A 16,791-nucleotide genomic window follows, 5' to 3' on the forward strand; every position below is an offset into this window, starting at 1 on the left:
AAGTGCCGGTCGCCGGTGGCGTCGGGCACGTACTTCACACAGACAACGATCCTCAAGCTCACGCCGGCTCTCCTACTGCATCGACATAACTGGGCTGCCTTGTTGCAGGCAGCATAGGCGCCTGAAGCGGCAGATTCCGCTCGTGGCGGCCCGCGCTCCGAACGAAATATTACTCGTCAGTACACTCGGTACCTGCCCACTAAGCAAGCGCTTTGAACTGTGACCTTCGCAACGCTGTGTAACCGCGATCTCTCAGTCGCGCAGCGCGTTGAAGCGCCCCTGGTGGTACAGGAGCGGGCGTCCCGCGCCCGAGGGGTCGCCGACCACCGCCTCGGCCAGGACAATGCGGTGATCACCGGCCGGCACCCGGGCGACGACCCGGCAGACGAGCCAGGCGAGGACGCCCTCGAGTACGGGCACGCCATGTGGTCCCTCGTACCAGCGGGTGGGCGCGCCGAAGCGCTCGGCGCCGCTGCGGGCGAAGGTGGCGGCCAACTCCTGCTGATGCTCGCCGAGTATGTGCACGCCGACGTGCTCGGACTCGGCGAGCACCGGCCAGCTGGAGGAACCGAGGCCGACGCCGAACGAGATGACCGGGGGCTCCGCGGAGACGGAGGTGAGCGAGGTGGCGGTGAAGCCGACGGGGCGGCAGCCCTGCGCGGTGATCACCGCCACTCCGGCGGCATGCTGCCGGAAGACGGAGCGCAGCAGGTCCGGGGATGCGAGCTGGGGATTGCCGAGGCCGGGAGTGGCCGTCATGGAGCGGTCCTTCTGTCGGTGGTGCGAGCGGGTCGGCGACTGTTCAGCGGCCGGGACAGCGGGCGCTCGCATTGCGGGCGAGATCCACATCGACGCGCTCGTGAAGAAGGAGTTCCGGGGGCATGAGAGTCAGGCTGATGATAGATGGCCGTTGCAGTCAAGCCTGTTCCGGTATCTGGGAGCCTGCTCACCATGCGTCAGACGGCCTCCCCGAGCGCTGCGATCACGTCGGCCTTGCGCGGCTGACCGGTCGCCCGGCGCACGATGTGCCCCTCCGCGTCGAGGACCAGCACCGTGGGCGTTCGGACGATGTCCAACTCCCGTACGAGGTCCAGATGGTCCTCGGCGTCGATGTCGAGGTGCCGGACGCCGGGGACGAGTCCGGCGACGTCGGAAAGCACGCGGCGCGTGGCCCGGCAGGGCTGGCAGAAGGCGCTGGAGAACTGAACGAGCGTCGCCCGCTCGCCCAACTCGCCGCCCAGCTCCGCCGTCCCGAGCCGGCGGCCTCCGTCCCGTCCGCGCACTCTCGTCCTCCTGCTCCGCTCGTCGGTCATGCCCTGTGCACGTCGTCGGTGCAGCAACGCCCTGTTCGTCTTCCCGTTGTCAGCGTCCGCCGGGTGTCAAAGATTCCCGGTTCAGCGGCCTTTGCGTATCCGTTCGTTTACTCCAACGTGACGAGGATCTCGCGCTTCAGGGGAGCCAGGACTGGCTACTCGTTCGTTCTTGGGGCACGATCGGCGCAAAGCCGAAAACCTACGGCTGCGTAACTTAATCGCCGGGAGCAGCCCCCTCCCCAGGCAGAGACGAAGGGTCCTCCCCACGCATGGCAGAGCTTGTCTACCGTCCGGTCATCGGTGCCGCACTCACGCTGTTCAAGGCCCTGGACCTGAAGATCGACTGCCAGGGGTCGGAGAACATTCCGCGCTCGGGCGGTGCGGTGCTGGTCAGCAACCACATCGGGTACCTGGACTTCGTCTTCAACGGCCTGGCGGCGCGGCCGCAGCAGCGTCTGGTGCGCTTCATGGCGAAGGAGTCGGTGTTCCGGCACAAGGTGTCCGGACCGCTGATGCGCGCGATGAAGCACATCCCCGTGGACCGCAAGCAGGGTGAGCACGCGTACGCACACGCGCTCGACTCGCTGCGGTCGGGCGAGATCATCGGGGTGTTCCCCGAGGCGACCATCTCGCAGTCGTTCACGCTGAAGAGCTTCAAGTCCGGTGCCGCACGCCTGGCCCAGGAGGCCGGGGTGCCGATCATCCCGATGGCCGTGTGGGGTACGCAGCGCCTGTGGACCAAGGGCCGCCCGCGCAACTTCAAGCGCGACCACATCCCGATCACTATCCGGGTCGGCGAGGCGGTGGAGGCCCCCCGCGACCAGTACGCGGGCGCGATCACGCGGCGGCTGCGCGACCGGGTCCAGGAGCTCCTCGAGGCCGCGCAGCGCGCCTACCCCGTGCGCCCGAAGGGCCCGGACGACACCTGGTGGCTGCCGGCCCACCTCGGCGGTACGGCTCCGACGCCCGCCGAGGTGAAGGCCGCCGAGGCGCACTGACCGGCGCCTGAGAATGCCGGGGCGTGGAGAGTGAGCCGCGCTCCGGGGCTGAACTTCTCGAGCAGCTCGGCCGGTTCAGCCCCCGCCGCGACATCGCCTGCCGTGCCCCCTCAAAGTGCGGTGGGGAGGGTCTTCCACAGGTGCTCACGGTCGGAGGCGCCCTGGAGGGCGCGCAGCACGGCTGGGTGAGGTTCGGCGTACAGCACGGGATAGTCCGTCTCATGGGACTTCGGGTCGGGAGCGAAAGCGAGGCGCTCACCGTCGAGTGAGAACTGGGCGTCGACCCCCGGCTTGTTGCCGCGTGGATCCTGACGGTGCCATGCACCGCGGAACCGCACGGCGACCAGTCCGTGCACACAGTGCGCACTGCCGTCGTCGTGCAGCAACCGCTGGTAGCAGAGTGCGGTGGGGATGTCCTCGGCCCGCAGGAGCGCGGCCAGCGCGTGGGCCTTGGCGTAGCAGATTCCGGTGCGCTGCCCCAGGACGTCCGAGGCACGCCAGGTGACGCGGATGTCGCCACTGTCGGCGGAGTGCGGGATCGCGTCGCGCACGAACTCGAACGCAGCTTGCGCATAGGCATACGAGTCTGCCGCGCCCTCGGCGATGCGCGCGGCCGTCTCGCGCACCAGCGCATGATGGTGGTCGATAGCGTCATCAGCGGCCAAATAGGCCGATAGGTCGGGGTTCTCCTGGATCAGCTCCATGCCCGTAGAGCATAGGAATACGGTCGACCGAGAGTCAATTACTTTTCGGTCGACCGCATATCTATGCACAACGTGGGCGCCGTCTAACGCGCCATCTCCTCCTTCAGCGCCGCCACGAACCCGTCGACGTCGTCCTCGGTCGTGTCGAAGGAGCACATCCAGCGGACGTCGCCCGCGGCCTCGTCCCAGAAGTAGAAGCGGTAGCGCTTCTGCAGCCGCGCGCTGACGTCGTGCGGAAGCCGTGCGAAGACCGCGTTCGCCTGCACCGGATAGAGGATCTCCACGCCGTGCACGGCACGGACGCCCTCGGCGAGGCGCTGCGCCATCTCGTTGGCGTGGCGGGCGTTGCGCAGCCACAGGTCCTTGGCGAGCAGTGCCTCCAACTGCACCGACACGAAACGCATCTTCGAGGCGAGCTGCATCGACAGCTTGCGCAGATGCTTCATGTGGCTGACCGCGTCCTGGTTGATGACGACGACCGCCTCGCCGAACAGCGCGCCGTTCTTGGTGCCGCCGAGGGACAGGATGTCGACGCCGACCGCGTTCGTGAACGCCCTCATGGGGACGTTCAGCGACGCGGCGGCGTTGGCTATCCGCGACCCGTCGAGGTGCACTTTCATGCCGTGGGCGTGCGCGTGCTCGCAGATCGCGCGGATCTCGTCGACCGTGTAGACGGTGCCGAGTTCGGTGTTCTGCGTGATAGAGACGACCTGCGGCATGGCGCGGTGCTCGTCGTCCCAGCCGTACGCCTGCCGGTCGATCAGCTCGGGCGTGAGCTTGCCGTCGGGCGTGGGCACGGTGAGCAGCTTCAGGCCGCCGACACGCTCGGGCGCTCCGCACTCGTCGACGTTGATGTGCGCGCTCTCGGCGCAGATCACCGCGCCCCAGCGGTCGGTAACCGCCTGGAGCGCCACGACGTTCGCGCCGGTGCCGTTGAAGACCGGGAAGGCCTCGGCGGTCGCACCGAAGTGTCCCCGGATGACCTGCTGAAGATGCGCCGTGTAGTCGTCCTCGCCGTAGGAGATCTGGTGACCGCCGTTGGCGAGGGCGATCGCGGCGAGGACCTCGGGGTGGGCGCCCGCGTAGTTGTCGCTGGCGAAACCGCGGATTTCGGGGTCGTGGTGGCGCCGGGCGTCGGTCTTCGGAGGGTTCACGGCTTCTCGGTGAGCCACAGACGCTGTCCGTTCACTTCCTGGGCGGGCCTCTCCCAGAGCCCGGTGATGGCCTCGGCCAGCTCCTTGACGTCTGTGAAGCCCGCGAACTTCGCGTTGGGTTTCTCGGCGCGCATGGCGTCGTGCACCAGCGCCTTCACCACCAGGATCGCAGCCGCCGACGTGGGCCCCTCGGGGCCCCCGGCCTTGCGGAAGAAGTCCGCCATGGCCAGTGTCCACGCCTCGGCGGCGGCCTTGGCCGCGGCGTAGGCGGCGTTGCCCGCGGTGGGCATGCTCGCGCCCGCGGCACTGATCAGGATGTACCGGCCGCGGTCGCTGCGCTGCAGTGCCTCGTGGAAGGCCAGGGACGTGTGCTGCACGGTGCGGATGAGCAGCAACTCGAGGAAATCCCAGTCGTCGAGGCTCGTCCTGGTGAACGTCTCGCTGCCGCGCCAGCCGCCGACGAGGTGCACGAGCCCGTCGACGCGGCCGAAGTCCTTCTCGATGCGGGTGGCCCAGTCGCGGGTGGCGCCCAGGTCGAGCAGGTCGACCGTGTCCCCGACCACGGAGGCGCCGCCGTGCGCGTAGCGTGCCGCGTCCACGGCCTCGGCCAGCCGCTCCGGGTCGTTGTCCGAGCCGACGACGGTGGCCCCCGCCTCGGCGAGCCGCAGCAGCGCCGCACGCCCGGCGGGTCCGCCCGCACCGGCCACCGCGATCACCGCACCGCTGAGAGCGCCGTTCCCCATGATCCTCGCCTCCTGAGCAGTGGTGTGGACGTGATCGCTCACGCGGCGACCCGCTCGGCGCTGTCCGCCGTGATGCCCTTGGTGGAGGCGATCACGTCCTTCAGCTTCTTGGAGAGCGCCTCATAGAACATGCTGAGCGGAAACTCGTCCGGAAGCACCTCATCGACGAGTTTGCGCGGCGGCTGCGTCAGGTCGAGGGCGTCGGGGCCCTTGGCCCAGCGGGATCCCGGGTGCGGGGCGAGGTAGCGGGAGACCAGCTCGTATCCGGCGAACCAGTGGACCAGCTTCGGCCGGTCGATGCCGTCGCGGTAGAGCTTCTCGATCTCCGCGCACAGCTGGTTGGTGACCTGTGGGGCACGGTCCCAGTCGATGCTCAGCTTGTTGTCCGTCCAGCGCACCACATCGTGCTTGTGCAGGTACGCGAAGAGCAGCTGGCCGCCGAGCCCGTCGTAGTTGCGTACGCGCTCACCCGTCACCGGGAAGCGGAACATGCGGTCGAACAGCACCGCGTACTGCACGTCGCGGCCCTGCGGGAAGCCGTCGGCCTCCAGCTTCACGGCCTCCTTGAAGGCGGTGAGGTCGCAGCGCAGCTCCTCCAGGCCGTACATCCAGAACGGCTGGCGCTGCTTGATCATGAACGGGTCGAAGGGCAGATCGCCGTGGCTGTGGGTGCGGTCGTGGACCATGTCCCAGAGGACGAACGCCTGCTGGCAGCGGTCTTGGTCGGCGACCATGTCACGGATATCGCCGGGCAGGTCGAGGCCGAGTATGTCGACGGCGGCGGCGGTGACGCGGCGGAAACGAGCCGCCTCTCGGTCGCAGAAGATGCCGCCCCAGCTGAACCGCTCGGGCGCCTCGCGTACGGCGATGGTCTCCGGGAAGAGCACCGCGGAGTTCGTGTCGTAGCCCGAGGTGAAGTCCTCGAAGGTGATGCCGCAGAACAGCGGGTTGTCGTAGCGCGTGCGCTCCAGCTCGGCGAGCCAGTCCGGCCACACCATGCGCAGCACGACCGCCTCGAGGTTGCGGTCCGGGTTGCCGTTCTGCGTGTACATCGGGAAGACGACTAGATGCTGCAGCCCGTCCTCGCGGTGCGCGGCCGGCTGGAAGGCGAGCAGCGAGTCGAGGAAGTCCGGGACCTGGAAGCCGCCCTCGGCCCAGCGGCGCAGATCCTTCACCAGGGCGTGGTGGTAGGCGGCGTCGTGCGGCAGCAGCGGGGCGAGCTGCTCGATGGCGGACACCACGCGGTCGACGGCGAGTTCGGCGACGCCCTTCGCGGGGGCGCCCTCGGCGCCGAAGTCGATCGAGCCGTCCTTGGCCTGCCACGGACGTATCTCTTCCACGGCATCCTTGAGCACGGGCCACGCCGGGTGCTCCACCACCCTGCCCATAGGAGGATCCTGCTCCTCCACGACCGCCTGCACAAGAATTTCCGTCATAACCCATCCTCCACGGGAGAACCTTGCGTAGGCACACCTTATGTTGAAGCGCTTGGCCCCACAAGGCGAGGGCGCCGGAGATCCTTCGGTATCACTGCCTCAACACCGACGTTTTTTCTGTCACGCCCGTACATGGGAGTCGATTTGTGACATATTCGACGGAACGATCTCTGTGCCGGTCATCGCGGAGGCCCGCCCTCGGGTGCGCAGCGCACCCGGCAGCCGTCAACCCTCGTCGGGGCGCGCCCACCCAGGGGTGAGGGGGCTCGCGGTGGCGGGGCGGCGGCCGGTAGGACAGGCCGCGTCTCTCCCCTCACACCGTTTGGAGCCCGGCAGTCATGAGCACCCGCACCGTCCTCGTCGCCGCCGCCATCACCGCCATCGTCCTGGGGATCGTCGGCACCAGAGCGAACGCTTCCACGGACCCGCGTCGGAGCGGTTCCATCGCGGAGGCGGGCCGTTAGGCTGCGATCTGGCCGCGCGGCGTTCCCCCACTGCGAGCTGCGATTCCGCATTGCGATGGAGCGGGGGCCCGGAGCCGCGCGGGAGCCGAGCCGCCGTCGACGGAAGCGGAGTCCACCTTGAACCTCCTCACCATCGGTCATCGCGGAGTCATGGGTGTCGAGCCCGAGAACACCCTGCGTTCCTTCATCGCCGCGGAACGCGCGGGCCTGGACGTGATCGAACTCGATCTGCATCTCAGCAAGGACGGCGCGCTCGTCGTGATGCACGACGCCGACGTGGACCGTACGACCGACGGCAAGGGCCCGATCGCCGAGAAGACCCTCGGCGAGCTGCGCGCCCTGGACGCGGGCGGCGGCGAGCGCATCCCGGTCTTCGAAGAGGTCCTCGATGCCGTCGAGGCGCCGCTGCAGGCCGAGATCAAGGACATCGCGGCGGCGCGGGCGCTCGCCGAGGTCATGCACCGGCGCGATCTCGTGTCCCGGGTCGAGGTCCTGTCGTTCCACGACGAGGCGATCGCCGAGATCTCCCGTCTCGTCCCGGGCGTACGGACGGCGCTCGTCGCCAGCCGCTACGGCACCGAGGTCGTGGACCGGGCGACGGCGGTCGGCGCCGCCGCCCTCGTACTCAACATCCGCCGCCTCACGCTGGAGATCGTGGAGCGTGCCCGCAAGGCGGACCACAGGATCATCGGCTGGGTCGTGAACACCCAGGAGCACCTGCGGCTGGTGCGCGCGCTCGAGCTGGACGGGGCGACCACCGACTACCCCGAGATCAAGCGCACGGGGCGGTTCACCGCGTGAGGGTCACCCGAGCGGCTTGACCAACAGTTCGAACTGTAGGTCGGAGCGCTGGGGGATGCCGAAGCGCTCGTCGCCGTACGGGAAGGGCGTCATCTCACCCGTACGGCGGTAGCCGCGCCGCTCGTACCAGGCGATGAGGTCCTCGCGCACCGTGATCACCGTCATCTGCATCTCGGTCGCGCCCCACTCCTCGCGCACGGTCCGCTCCGCCTCGGCGATGATCACCTTGCCCAGGCCGCCGCCCTGCAGGTCGGGCCGGACGGCGAACATCCCGAAGTAAGCGCTCGAACCCCGGTGCTCCAGCTGGCAGCAGGCGATGATCGCGCCGTCGCGCTCGACGGTCAGCAGCCGGCTGTCGGGAGACTTGATGACGGCCAGCACGCCTTCGGGATCGGTGCGCTGGCCTTCGAGAATGTCCGCCTCGGTGGTCCAGCCGACCCGGCTGGAGTCCCCGCGGTACGCCGACTCGATGAGCGCGACGAGCGCGTCCACGTCGGCGTCGGTGGCTTCCCTGAAGGCGAGGTCGCCGGTGTCGGGGCGCGGGGCGGTCTCCATGGGGCGGTTCTCCGATCTCTGGTGCGGCTCGGGCCTCGATGAGCCTAACGCGAGGCTAAGGTGCGGCTGCATGGTGCATGTACTGAGCAGCAGGATCCTGCTGCGGCCGACGGATCCCGATCGTTCACGGGTTTTCTACGGCGAGAAGCTGGGCCTGGGGGTCTACCGCGAGTTCGGCACGGGGCCCGAGCGCGGCACGGTCTACTTCCTCGGCGGCGGATTCCTCGAGGTCTCGGGCCGCTCCGAGATCCCGCCGCCGCCGGGTATGGAGTTGTGGCTCCAGGTCGCGGACGCTGCTGGCGCCCACGACGAGCTCAGGCAGCGCGGCGTGGAGGTGCTGCGGCCGCCGCAGAAGGAGCCCTGGGGGCTGATCGAGATGTGGATCGCCGACCCCGACGGCATCCGGATCTGCATCGTCGAAGTGCCCGCGGATCACCCGATCCGCTACCGTCCGGGCATCTGACCGTTCGGGACCGCTCGGCTCCCGGACCAGCGGCTTCACGTCCAGTGGCTTCCGGCGTGGCGCCGGGCCTCAGGCTCAGGGGCGGGGGCCGCCCAGCGTTCCCTCCAGGCGGCGGAGCAGCCCTCCCAGGCGGTTGCTCAGCTCCCGCTGGTCGGCGGGGTCGAGGCCGGAGAGGACGTCCTTCTCGTAGCCGAGCTGCACGGGCAGGACGGAGTCGACCAGGTCGCGACCCGCGTCCGTGAGCGTCACATGGGCGACGCGGCGGTCGCGGGCGTCACCGTGCCGCTCGACGAGACCGCGCTCCTGCAGCTGCTTGAGGCGCTTGGTGACGGCGGCACCGGAGGAGAAGGTCTCGCGGGCGAGCCCGCCCGGCGTCAGATCGCGGCCCGTGCGGCGCAGGGCGCCGAGCAGGTCGAACTCGGGGCGGGTGAGTCCGGCCCGGCGCAGCGGCGCGTCCTCGGCCTGCTGCAGCAGCGCCGCACAGCGGTTGATGCGGCCGATGATCTCCATGGGTCCGGTGTCGGCGCCGGGGTGGACCGCCTGCCACTGCCGCACCACGACGGCGACGGTGTCGTCGGCCTCCGTCCGGCCGTTCGCTGTCGTCATGTCCGTGCACCTTCCGATGCGTGCAGGCCCTGCCGTCGTACCAACGCGGCGAGCGTGCGATGTCCCGCCTGCTCGGCGAGGACCACCTGCTCCATGGGCAGCGCGCGCTGCCACCATTCTCCTGCGGCGGCGTCGGCCGCGTCGCGCAGGGCGACGACGGCGGCGACGAGCCCGCGGCGGGCCGCCTCCAGGGCGCCGGGTGCGGGGTGCGGGTCGGCCAGGGTGCGCTGGGCGTGTTCGCGGGCGCGGTCGGCGGCCACCAGGGCCCGCTCGATACGGTCGCCGGCGCGCCGGTTGGTGACCGCGATGGCGGCGATCATGCCGAACAGGGCCCCGACCAGCGTGTCCACGACGCGGTCGGAGACCAGCTCGCCCGTCTGCTGCACCTGCCCGAACTCCGTGATGAGCAGCGCCATGGGCGTCACAAAGGCGCTGCCCAGCCAGTAGTTGCGGCCCATCAGCCACTCGACGATCCAGCCGACGACCAGGAAGCAGACGACAAGAGCCGCAGGTCCAAGGTGCGCGACCGGCACGATCAGCGCGAACAGCAGCACTCCGACGAGATTGCCGACGACGCGCTGCACGCCTCGCTTCCAGGTCAGCGTGACATTGGCCTGGTACAGCGAGGCGGCGGTGACGATGGCCCAGTAGGGGCGGCCGATGCCGAGCGCCAGGGACACGTATCCGGCGACAGCGCAGCCGATGGCGCAGCGCAGGGCGATGGGCAGCAGCGGCGAGCCGGGGCCGATGCGGTGCCACAGCGAGGGCTTCGCGCCGGCGGCTTCGGCGTCGACGCCGAGCAGTTCGTCCGCGGCGCCGACCATGACGGGCGGGCGGGGTACGGATCCGCTGCCGCGCAGGCTCTTGGCCCAGGCGCGCAGCTGTCCCGCGTCGGTGGCCGTGGGAGCGGCCAGGGCGACCTCGGCGCGGACGACGAGGAGTTCGAGGGCGCGCCGCGCCGCGGTGCGCTCGCCGGTGGCCATGAGGGACTCCCAGGCCGCGTGAACGGCGGCGGCGCCGGCGCTCCGCGCGCGTTCCTGGCCGGGGCCGGTGCCCTTCGTGTCGGCATAGGCGGCCGCGGCGTTCAGCGCGTGGGCGGTGGCGCGGCGCTCGGGACCGTGCGGCCGGACCAGGGCGGGGGCCATGCCGATCAGCCAGGAGACGACACCGGCACCGAGAGCGAGCGCAACGTGACCGGGCACCTGCCCCAGCGTCTGCGGCGCGAACAGCGCCGCGGAGGAGACGAACGTGAAGATCACGTTGCCGGGCGGGCCGAGCCGCGTGGCGTCGCAGAGGATCTTCTGCACGGCGGCGAGCACCGCGCCGACCGTGACCAGCACCACCGCGGAACTCGTGAGCGAGGCGGTGACCAGGGCGACGGCGAGGCCCCCGCCCATGCCGACGACGACCCAGAAGAGGGCACGCGCGCGTACCGCGTAGGGGCGGTCGTGCGCGTAGAGAGCACAGAACGATCCGGCCATCGTGTACATCGCGAGGTCGAGCCGGTCGAGCGCCAGCAGGGTCAGGACCGGTATCGCCGCCGAGATCGCGACGCTCCAGGACCGCTTGAACCAGATGTCGGGCGACGTGCCCAGGCGCAGGACGCCGGTAAGCGGCAGCCGGTGGATGCGCCGTAGCGGGGGGTGGGAGGTTGCGGTGCTCATGGAGACGAGCTTAGCAAGTGTTTTACTAGAAAAATATTTGGAAGTGATCCGAGGGACAATCCGTGTATGTCCGAGTGCTCCCTGGATACACCTGTGCGCTCGCATGCGCCCCCACTGCCTCAGGGCATCTACTCGCCGACATCGCCGAGCGGGGGAGGTACGCCGTGCACGGACCGGCAACGTCCGGCTGGCTGCTCGTCGCGCTGTGTGCGGCGGCCGGGGCGTACTGTCTGCTCCGCATGCGCAGCGGCGTCGAGGATCAGCGCCGCGCGGCCGGCGGCGAGGCGCTCATGGGCTTCGGTATGGCGCTGATGAGCGTGCCCGCCGCCGTACTGACCCCGCCGCCCTGGACGTGGCTCCTCTACGCGGCCGTGTTCGGCGCCGCGGCGCTGCACGCCCTGTGGGAGGCGCGGATGAGCCCGCACCATCTGCATCACCTCGTGGGTGCGTTCGCGATGGCCTACATGGCAGCGGTGATGGCGGCGGCGCCCGAGGGGCACGCCGGTCATGGCGGGGCGGGCGTTCCGCTGCTCACGGGCGCGCTACTGCTCTACTTCGCCGTGTACGTGCTGTGGGCGGGCGCCCGGCTCGTTCCTGCGGCGGCCGCCGGCCACGGAGGTCGTGGTGCCGCGTGGGGCGACCGGCCGGAGCTGGCCCGGGCGTGCCGGCTGTCGATGGGGATCGCCATGGTGGCGATGCTGCTGACGCTCTGAACGAAACCGGTGAGGCCCGTCTCCGCCCGTGGCATACGTCACTTGCGGCGACCGTCCATTACCTCGGGCACCGCCCCCTGCATAGGCTGGCCCCCATGATGGTCCCCGCGGCACTGCTGCTGCTCGGCACCCTGACCGCCGTCATCGCCCCGAGGCTGCTCGCCCGGTCCGACTGGGCGGAGCGCGAACCGGTGGTCGCCCTGTGGGTGTGGCAGTGCGTCGTGGCGGCCGTCCTTCTCTGCTGCGCCCTGTCGATGACGCTCAGTGCCGCTGCCGCCTGGCAGGCGGTGCGCGGCCATGTGTTCGCCCCGGCGCCGAACTCGGTCGTGGCCGCGTACACGCTGGGCGTCTCGGAGCCCTGGGCCGCGGCGACCGCCGTGCTGCTGGCCGGCGGTGGCGTGTGGACCGCGGCCATGCTGACCCGCGAGATCGCCCGCGCCCGGGCCCGGCGCAGGAAGCGGCGGGCCGAACTGCTCGTGCGTGCACCGCTGCTGCCCGGCGAGGAGCCGGGCAGCGACCGGCTCGTGGTGCTGGAGGGTGAGCGCCCCGACGCCTGGTGGCTACCGGGTGCGGCACCCCAGCTGGTCATCACCACGGCGGCGTTGCGCCGGTTGAAGGGGCGCCAGCTGGATGCCGTCCTCGCCCACGAGCAGGGACATGCGCAGGCCCGGCACGACTGGCTGCTGCACTGCTCTGCCGCGCTGGCCAACGGCTTTCCGCAGGTGCCGGTCTTCGCGGCCTTCCGGTACGAGATGCACCGGCTGGTCGAACTGGCGGCCGACGACGTCGCCTCGCGCCGCTTCGGGCGCCTGACCATCGCGCTGGCCCTGGTCGAACTCAACGAGGACCGGGGCGTTTTCGGCCCGTGCCCCACTCCGCAGGCCCATGTACCACAGCGGGTGCACCGGTTGCTCGCTCCCCCGGCACGGCTCACCGCGGGACGTCGGCTGCAGCTGACCGCGGCCGCCGCGCTGGTGCCCGTCGTGCCGCTGCTGGTGGCGTTCGTGCCCGGCCTGCACGCCCTGAGATGACACGGGCCACATGCCGCCCGCGGTTGGCCCTCGGGCCCTGCCGTCGGCGAGTATCACTCCATGCACCCAGCACCGTCTCAGGCCCCGGCCCGCACACACCGCACACCGGACACCCGCTCCGCACGCGCTGCATTGGCCCTTGCCCTTCCCTCCGTGCTGCTCGTCCTGCTCGTCGTGTTCCAGTGGGGGCCCCTCATGGAGCTCGACGGCGACATCTCCCGGACCACGCACCGCTGGGCGGTGTCCGAACCGGAGTTCACGCACGTCAACCGCATCCTGACCGACTGGGTGTGGGACCCCTGGACGATGCGGGTGCTGTGCGCCGCCCTCGCTGTGTGGCTGGTCTGGCGGCACCGCGCGTGGTGGCTCGCCCTATGGGTCGCGGCCACATGTGCCGTCGGCACGGTTGTGCAGCAGTCGCTCAAAGCCGCCGTCGGCCGCGAACGGCCCGTGTGGCCCGACCCCGTGGACTCCGCCCACTACGCAGCCTTCCCCTCGGGCCATGCCATGACGGCGACGGTCGTGTGCGGGCTGCTGCTGTGGCTGCTGCGGCTGTACGGCGCCGGGCGCGCCCTCTGGCACGCGGCGGTCGTGCTCGCCGTGGTGTCGGTCGTCGGGGTCGGGCTGACCCGTGTGTGGCTGGGCGTGCACTGGCCGTCGGACGTGCTGGGCGGCTGGCTGCTCGGGGCCTTCATGGTCACGCTCGCGGTCACGTCCTACCCGAAGTTCATGTCGGGCAGGAGCGGCCAGCCGTATGGGAATGTCCGGGCAGAAGCGGAGGGCGCACCGGAAGCGCCCGATGGCCGTGGTCTGGAGATGCGCGGCTCGGGCCGTCCTTGACCGGATGAGGCAGGGGCGCGAAAGATCGGCCCCATGACGATCAAAGGCGTGCTGTTCGACTTCTCCGGGACCCTCTTCCGTATCGAGTCCAGCGAATCATGGTTGCGTGCCGTGCTCGACGAGGCGGGGATGACGCTCTCGGAGCCGGAGTTGCTCGCCAAGGCCGCGGCTCTGGAGGCCGCGGGCGCCCTGGCCGGAGGGTCGTTTCCGCAGCACGTGCCCGACCACCTCGCCGAGGCATGGGCCACCCGCGACAGGACAGGCGAACTGCACCGGGCCGCCTACACCGGGCTCTCCCGTCAGGTGCCGCTCCCGGACCCGGCCCTGCACGACGCGCTCTACGACCGCCACATGACCCCCGCCGCATGGGCGCCCTATCCCGACGCCGAGGAGGTCCTCGAGGCTCTCCAGGCCCGCGGGATCGCCCTGGGAGTCGTCAGCAACATCGGCTGGGATCTCCGGCCGATCTTCCGGGAACACGGCCTGGACCCGTATGTCGGCGCGTACGTCCTGTCGTACGAGCACGGCATCCAGAAGCCGGATCCGCGGCTGTTCGCGACCGCCTGCGACGCGCTTGGTGTGACCCCGCAGGAGACACTCATGGTGGGCGACGACCGGCGCGCGGACGGTGGCGCTGCCGCTCTCGGCTGCGCGGTGCACTTCGTGGAGCATCTGCCGGCGGCGGAGCGGCCCGACGGGCTGCGGCCTGTGCTGGACCTGGTCGGCTGACACCTCGCACAGGGGATTCCGGTCCGGTCTCGAGCCATACCGACCCGCCCGAAAGCGCCACTGTCCGCATGGACGATCCCCCGCGTCGCCCATGCGGACAGCCACATGCCGAAAGGCCCTGGTGAGGGCTTCTTTCGGACTCTCTGAGTATATTGGCTCGGAGCCAGTCAACGCAGGAGTACAGGATGTCCCCGCGCAGCGCATCGGTCAATGAAGAATTGCGCCGGCGATCCCGGGAGCGGCTGCTGCAGGCGACGGTCGAGCTGGTCAGCGAGCGCGGATACGAGGCGACGACGCTGGGCGACATCGCGGACCGGGCCGGGTCGGCGCGGGGCCTGGTGTCGTACTACTTCCCCGGGAAGCGCCAGCTGCTGCAGTCGGCCGTGCACCGGCTGATGCACCGCACGCTCCAGCAGGCGCTGGAGCGGGAGCCGCGGACCGAGGACGGCCGCGAGCTGCTGGCCCGGGCCATCGATGCGATTCTGGGCCTTGCCGAGGACCGGCCGCGGCTGATGCGGTCCCACATGGCGGGGATTCTGCAGGCGGAGGGCTTCATCCAGTGCCCGGAGCAGCAGCGGCTCGCCGAGCTGCTGCGCGACACCGTCCAGCGGTACGGCACGACCGACGTGGATCACGACTATCCGGTGCTGCGCGCCCTGCTGATGGGTGCGGTCTTCGCGGAGTTGCTGCCCGGCGCGCCGATGCCCACGGCGACCCTGCGGGCGGAACTGTTCACGCGGTACGGGCTGGACTGGGAACTGGGTGTCCCGCCGGACGAGGAGCCGCCCGGCGGGACGCGTGCCCTGGGGTTGGCCGATCAACCCGTGACCGATACGCCGTGACCGGTCGGACCGATCAGTCGGACTCAGTCGGTCCGGCCGATCAGCCGGACTCCGTCGGTCCGATCGGTCAGTCGGCTTGGATCAGTCGAAGTAGTCGGGTTGTGTCTGGACGTTGAGTTCGCCGAGACGGACCTTCTTCGCCGGGTCGGTCCTCCTGTCGCTGATCTTCAGGACGTCGAGGCCCTTGGCGATGTCGTTCGAGTAGATGTAGCCGTTGTAGTAGTACGCCGACCAGGATCCGCCGGTGGTGATCGCGTCCGTGGTGAGCGGGCCGCGCTCGAAGTAGGCGATCTCCTTCGGCTTCGCGGAGTCGGTGAAGTCCCAGACCGAGACGCCGCCCTGGTACCACGCCTGGACCATCAGGTCCTTGCCCTTGACCGGGATGATCGAGCCGTTGTGGGCCACGCAGTTCTCGGTGTCGGCCTGGTGGCGCGGGATCTTGAAGTAGCTGCGGAAGACCAGCTTGCTGTCGTCGCCCTTGCCGACGATGTCGTAGATGCCGTCGGCGCCCCGGTTCGGGCCGATGGCCTCGCTGCAGGTGGCCCCGCTGCCGCCGCCCAGCTCGTCGGTGAAGACGACCTTGTCGGCGGTCTGGTTGAAGGTCGCCGAGTGCCAGAACGCGAAGTTGACGTTGTCCTGGACCTGGTCGATGACCTTCGGGTGTTCCGGGTCCTCGATGGAGAACAGGATGCCGTCACCCATGCACGCACCGGCCGCGAGGTCCTTCGAGGGCAGGACGGTGATGTCGTGGCAGCCCGTGGTCTTGGAGACGCCGGGGTTGGTGGGCCCGCCCGGATTGCCGCCGCCGTCGGGGCCCTCGCCCGGGAAGAGCACGGGGAAGTTCACGACCGCGGCCTTCTCGGGCGCGCTCCGCGGCACCTTGATGACGGAGATGCCGTCGTGCGGCGGCTGGCAGTCGGGGAACGTCGCGCTCGGCGAGTACGAGGAGACGTAGACGTAGACGTTCTTGCGCTCGGGCACCAGCGTGTGGGTGTGCGAGCCGCATGCGGTCTCGACGGCGGCGACGTACTTCGGGTTGGCCTTGTCGCTGATGTCGAAGACCTTCATGCCCTCCCAGGACGACTTCTCGGTCGCGGGCTGCGTGGTGCTGCTGCAGGAGTTGTCGCTGCGCGAGGAGTCGGTGGACAGGAAGAGCAGGTTCCCGGACACGGAGATGTCGTTCTGCGAGCCGGGGCACAGCACCTGGGAGACCGTCTTCGGGGCCTTCGGGTTGCTGATGTCGAAGATGCGGAAGCCGTCGTAGTTGCCGGCGAACGCGTACTTGCCCTGGAAGGCCAGGTCCGAGTTCGTGCCCGGCAGGGCGTCCTTGGGGATGTTGACGAGGTGTTCGATGTTGTCGGAGTGGACGATCTCGTCCTGCCCGGGTATCTCGCCGCTCGCGATGGCCGCCTTGGTGTCGGCGGCCTCGCTCTTCGACACCCTTTCAGGCGCGGCCGGGGCATCGCCGGGGTCGGGCGTCGCAGCCGCGGGTCCGGCCGTGAGCAGCGCGCCGAGGAGACCTGCCGCGGCTGCGGCAACTCCCAGGCGTCTGCGTCGGGTTCGGGGGTCGTTCAACAGGGTCACTGCTTCCTCCCTAGTTGCCGTTCACGGGTGAACGGTTCAGGCACCCCCGCAGTATCGTCTTCATCATGCACAGATCAACAGAGTGCAATGCACTCGTAACGAAATTTCTTGATCGCCAGTGCTCGGAAGCGTGCTAGGACGGACTTCGGTT

The 16,791-nt window shown here is 69.9% G+C and carries 19 protein-coding genes; 9 read left to right on the plus strand and 10 right to left on the minus strand.

Annotation, left to right across the window (positions count from 1 at the left end; translation table 11 throughout):
• Positions 1–252: 252 nt before the first annotated feature.
• Together STSP_RS30205 and STSP_RS30210 are read right to left on the minus strand one after the other, a co-directional pair.
• Positions 253–759, minus strand: a complete 507-nt coding sequence (locus STSP_RS30205; RefSeq protein ID WP_067284189.1) for a flavin reductase family protein — start codon at positions 757–759, stop codon at positions 253–255.
• 197 nt (positions 760–956) lie between these two features.
• Positions 957–1,313 carry a TlpA family protein disulfide reductase gene (locus tag STSP_RS30210; protein WP_107441438.1) on the minus strand — a complete coding sequence of 119 codons (357 nt, stop codon included), beginning with the start codon at positions 1,311–1,313 and terminating at the stop codon, positions 957–959.
• Positions 1,314–1,582: 269 nt separating this feature from the next.
• Between STSP_RS30210 and STSP_RS30215 the strand changes: the two genes are divergently transcribed.
• On the plus strand, positions 1,583–2,311 hold the full coding sequence (locus STSP_RS30215; protein WP_067284191.1) for a lysophospholipid acyltransferase family protein: 729 nt from the start codon (positions 1,583–1,585) through the stop codon (positions 2,309–2,311).
• A 110-nt stretch (positions 2,312–2,421) separates the two neighbouring features.
• Here the strand turns inward: STSP_RS30215 and STSP_RS30220 are convergent, their stop codons facing one another.
• From STSP_RS30220 to STSP_RS30235, 4 genes are all read right to left on the minus strand, one after another.
• Entirely contained in the window at positions 2,422–3,015 is a 594-nt protein-coding gene (locus STSP_RS30220; RefSeq protein ID WP_067284192.1) for a transglutaminase domain-containing protein, read from the minus strand.
• 83 nt (positions 3,016–3,098) lie between these two features.
• On the minus strand, positions 3,099–4,169 hold the full coding sequence (locus tag STSP_RS30225; protein ID WP_067284193.1) for a threonine aldolase family protein: 1,071 nt from the start codon (positions 4,167–4,169) through the stop codon (positions 3,099–3,101).
• Positions 4,166–4,912, minus strand: coding sequence for an SDR family NAD(P)-dependent oxidoreductase (locus STSP_RS30230; protein WP_067284194.1), 747 nt, complete (start codon positions 4,910–4,912; stop codon positions 4,166–4,168). Before STSP_RS30230 ends, STSP_RS30225 begins: the two co-directional genes overlap by 4 nt.
• Before the next feature lie 38 nt (positions 4,913–4,950).
• Positions 4,951–6,348 (minus strand): DUF6421 family protein, encoded by a 1,398-nt coding sequence (locus STSP_RS30235; RefSeq protein ID WP_067284195.1) that lies wholly within the window; start codon positions 6,346–6,348, stop codon positions 4,951–4,953.
• Positions 6,349–6,686: 338 nt separating this feature from the next.
• Between STSP_RS30235 and STSP_RS40855 the strand changes: the two genes are divergently transcribed.
• A complete protein-coding gene (locus STSP_RS40855; protein WP_269801062.1) occupies positions 6,687–6,812 on the plus strand; it encodes a hypothetical protein in 126 nt (41 codons plus the stop codon).
• A gap of 117 nt (positions 6,813–6,929) precedes the next feature.
• Positions 6,930–7,613 (plus strand): glycerophosphodiester phosphodiesterase, encoded by a 684-nt coding sequence (locus tag STSP_RS30240; protein WP_078067622.1) that lies wholly within the window; start codon positions 6,930–6,932, stop codon positions 7,611–7,613.
• A gap of 3 nt (positions 7,614–7,616) precedes the next feature.
• On the opposite strand, the gene STSP_RS30245 is transcribed toward STSP_RS30240, so the two are convergent.
• On the minus strand, positions 7,617–8,168 hold the full coding sequence (locus STSP_RS30245) for a GNAT family N-acetyltransferase (RefSeq protein ID WP_067284197.1): 552 nt from the start codon (positions 8,166–8,168) through the stop codon (positions 7,617–7,619).
• 70 nt (positions 8,169–8,238) lie between these two features.
• On the opposite strand from STSP_RS30245, the gene STSP_RS30250 reads away from it, so the two are divergent.
• Positions 8,239–8,631, plus strand: a complete 393-nt coding sequence (locus tag STSP_RS30250; RefSeq protein WP_067284198.1) for a VOC family protein — start codon at positions 8,239–8,241, stop codon at positions 8,629–8,631.
• Between the two features lie 75 nt (positions 8,632–8,706).
• Here STSP_RS30250 and STSP_RS30255 read toward each other — a convergent pair whose 3' ends face one another.
• Both STSP_RS30255 and STSP_RS30260 read right to left on the minus strand, forming a co-directional pair.
• Positions 8,707–9,237 carry a MarR family winged helix-turn-helix transcriptional regulator gene (locus STSP_RS30255; RefSeq protein ID WP_067284199.1) on the minus strand — a complete coding sequence of 177 codons (531 nt, stop codon included), beginning with the start codon at positions 9,235–9,237 and terminating at the stop codon, positions 8,707–8,709.
• Entirely contained in the window at positions 9,234–10,901 is a 1,668-nt protein-coding gene (locus STSP_RS30260; RefSeq protein ID WP_067284200.1) for an FUSC family protein, read from the minus strand. The genes STSP_RS30255 and STSP_RS30260 overlap by 4 nt, the downstream gene beginning before the upstream one ends.
• A 164-nt stretch (positions 10,902–11,065) precedes the next feature.
• Between STSP_RS30260 and STSP_RS30265 the strand changes: the two genes are divergently transcribed.
• The 5 genes from STSP_RS30265 to STSP_RS30285 all read left to right on the plus strand — a co-directional run bounded on the left by STSP_RS30265 (position 11,066) and on the right by STSP_RS30285 (position 15,056).
• Positions 11,066–11,614 carry a DUF5134 domain-containing protein gene (locus STSP_RS30265; RefSeq protein ID WP_067284201.1) on the plus strand — a complete coding sequence of 183 codons (549 nt, stop codon included), beginning with the start codon at positions 11,066–11,068 and terminating at the stop codon, positions 11,612–11,614.
• A gap of 95 nt (positions 11,615–11,709) precedes the next feature.
• Positions 11,710–12,645, plus strand: a complete 936-nt coding sequence (locus STSP_RS30270) for a M56 family metallopeptidase (RefSeq protein WP_067284202.1) — start codon at positions 11,710–11,712, stop codon at positions 12,643–12,645.
• A 60-nt stretch (positions 12,646–12,705) separates the two neighbouring features.
• Positions 12,706–13,485: a phosphatase PAP2 family protein gene (locus STSP_RS30275; protein ID WP_078067623.1), complete on the plus strand. Its 780-nt coding sequence runs from the start codon at positions 12,706–12,708 to the stop codon at positions 13,483–13,485.
• Positions 13,486–13,518: 33 nt separating this feature from the next.
• The gene (locus STSP_RS30280) at positions 13,519–14,214 is read left to right on the plus strand and encodes an HAD family hydrolase (RefSeq protein WP_067284203.1); all 696 of its coding nucleotides are present in this window, start codon (positions 13,519–13,521) and stop codon (positions 14,212–14,214) included.
• Between the two features lie 185 nt (positions 14,215–14,399).
• Positions 14,400–15,056 (plus strand): TetR/AcrR family transcriptional regulator, encoded by a 657-nt coding sequence (locus STSP_RS30285; RefSeq protein WP_067284204.1) that lies wholly within the window; start codon positions 14,400–14,402, stop codon positions 15,054–15,056.
• Between the two features lie 81 nt (positions 15,057–15,137).
• On the opposite strand, the gene STSP_RS30290 is transcribed toward STSP_RS30285, so the two are convergent.
• The gene (locus tag STSP_RS30290; RefSeq protein WP_067284205.1) at positions 15,138–16,640 is read right to left on the minus strand and encodes an LVIVD repeat-containing protein; all 1,503 of its coding nucleotides are present in this window, start codon (positions 16,638–16,640) and stop codon (positions 15,138–15,140) included.
• Positions 16,641–16,791: the final 151 nt, after the last annotated feature.

Source organism: Streptomyces jeddahensis, from assembly GCF_001642995.1.
Taxonomy (GTDB): Bacteria; Actinomycetota; Actinomycetes; order Streptomycetales; family Streptomycetaceae; genus Streptomyces; species Streptomyces jeddahensis.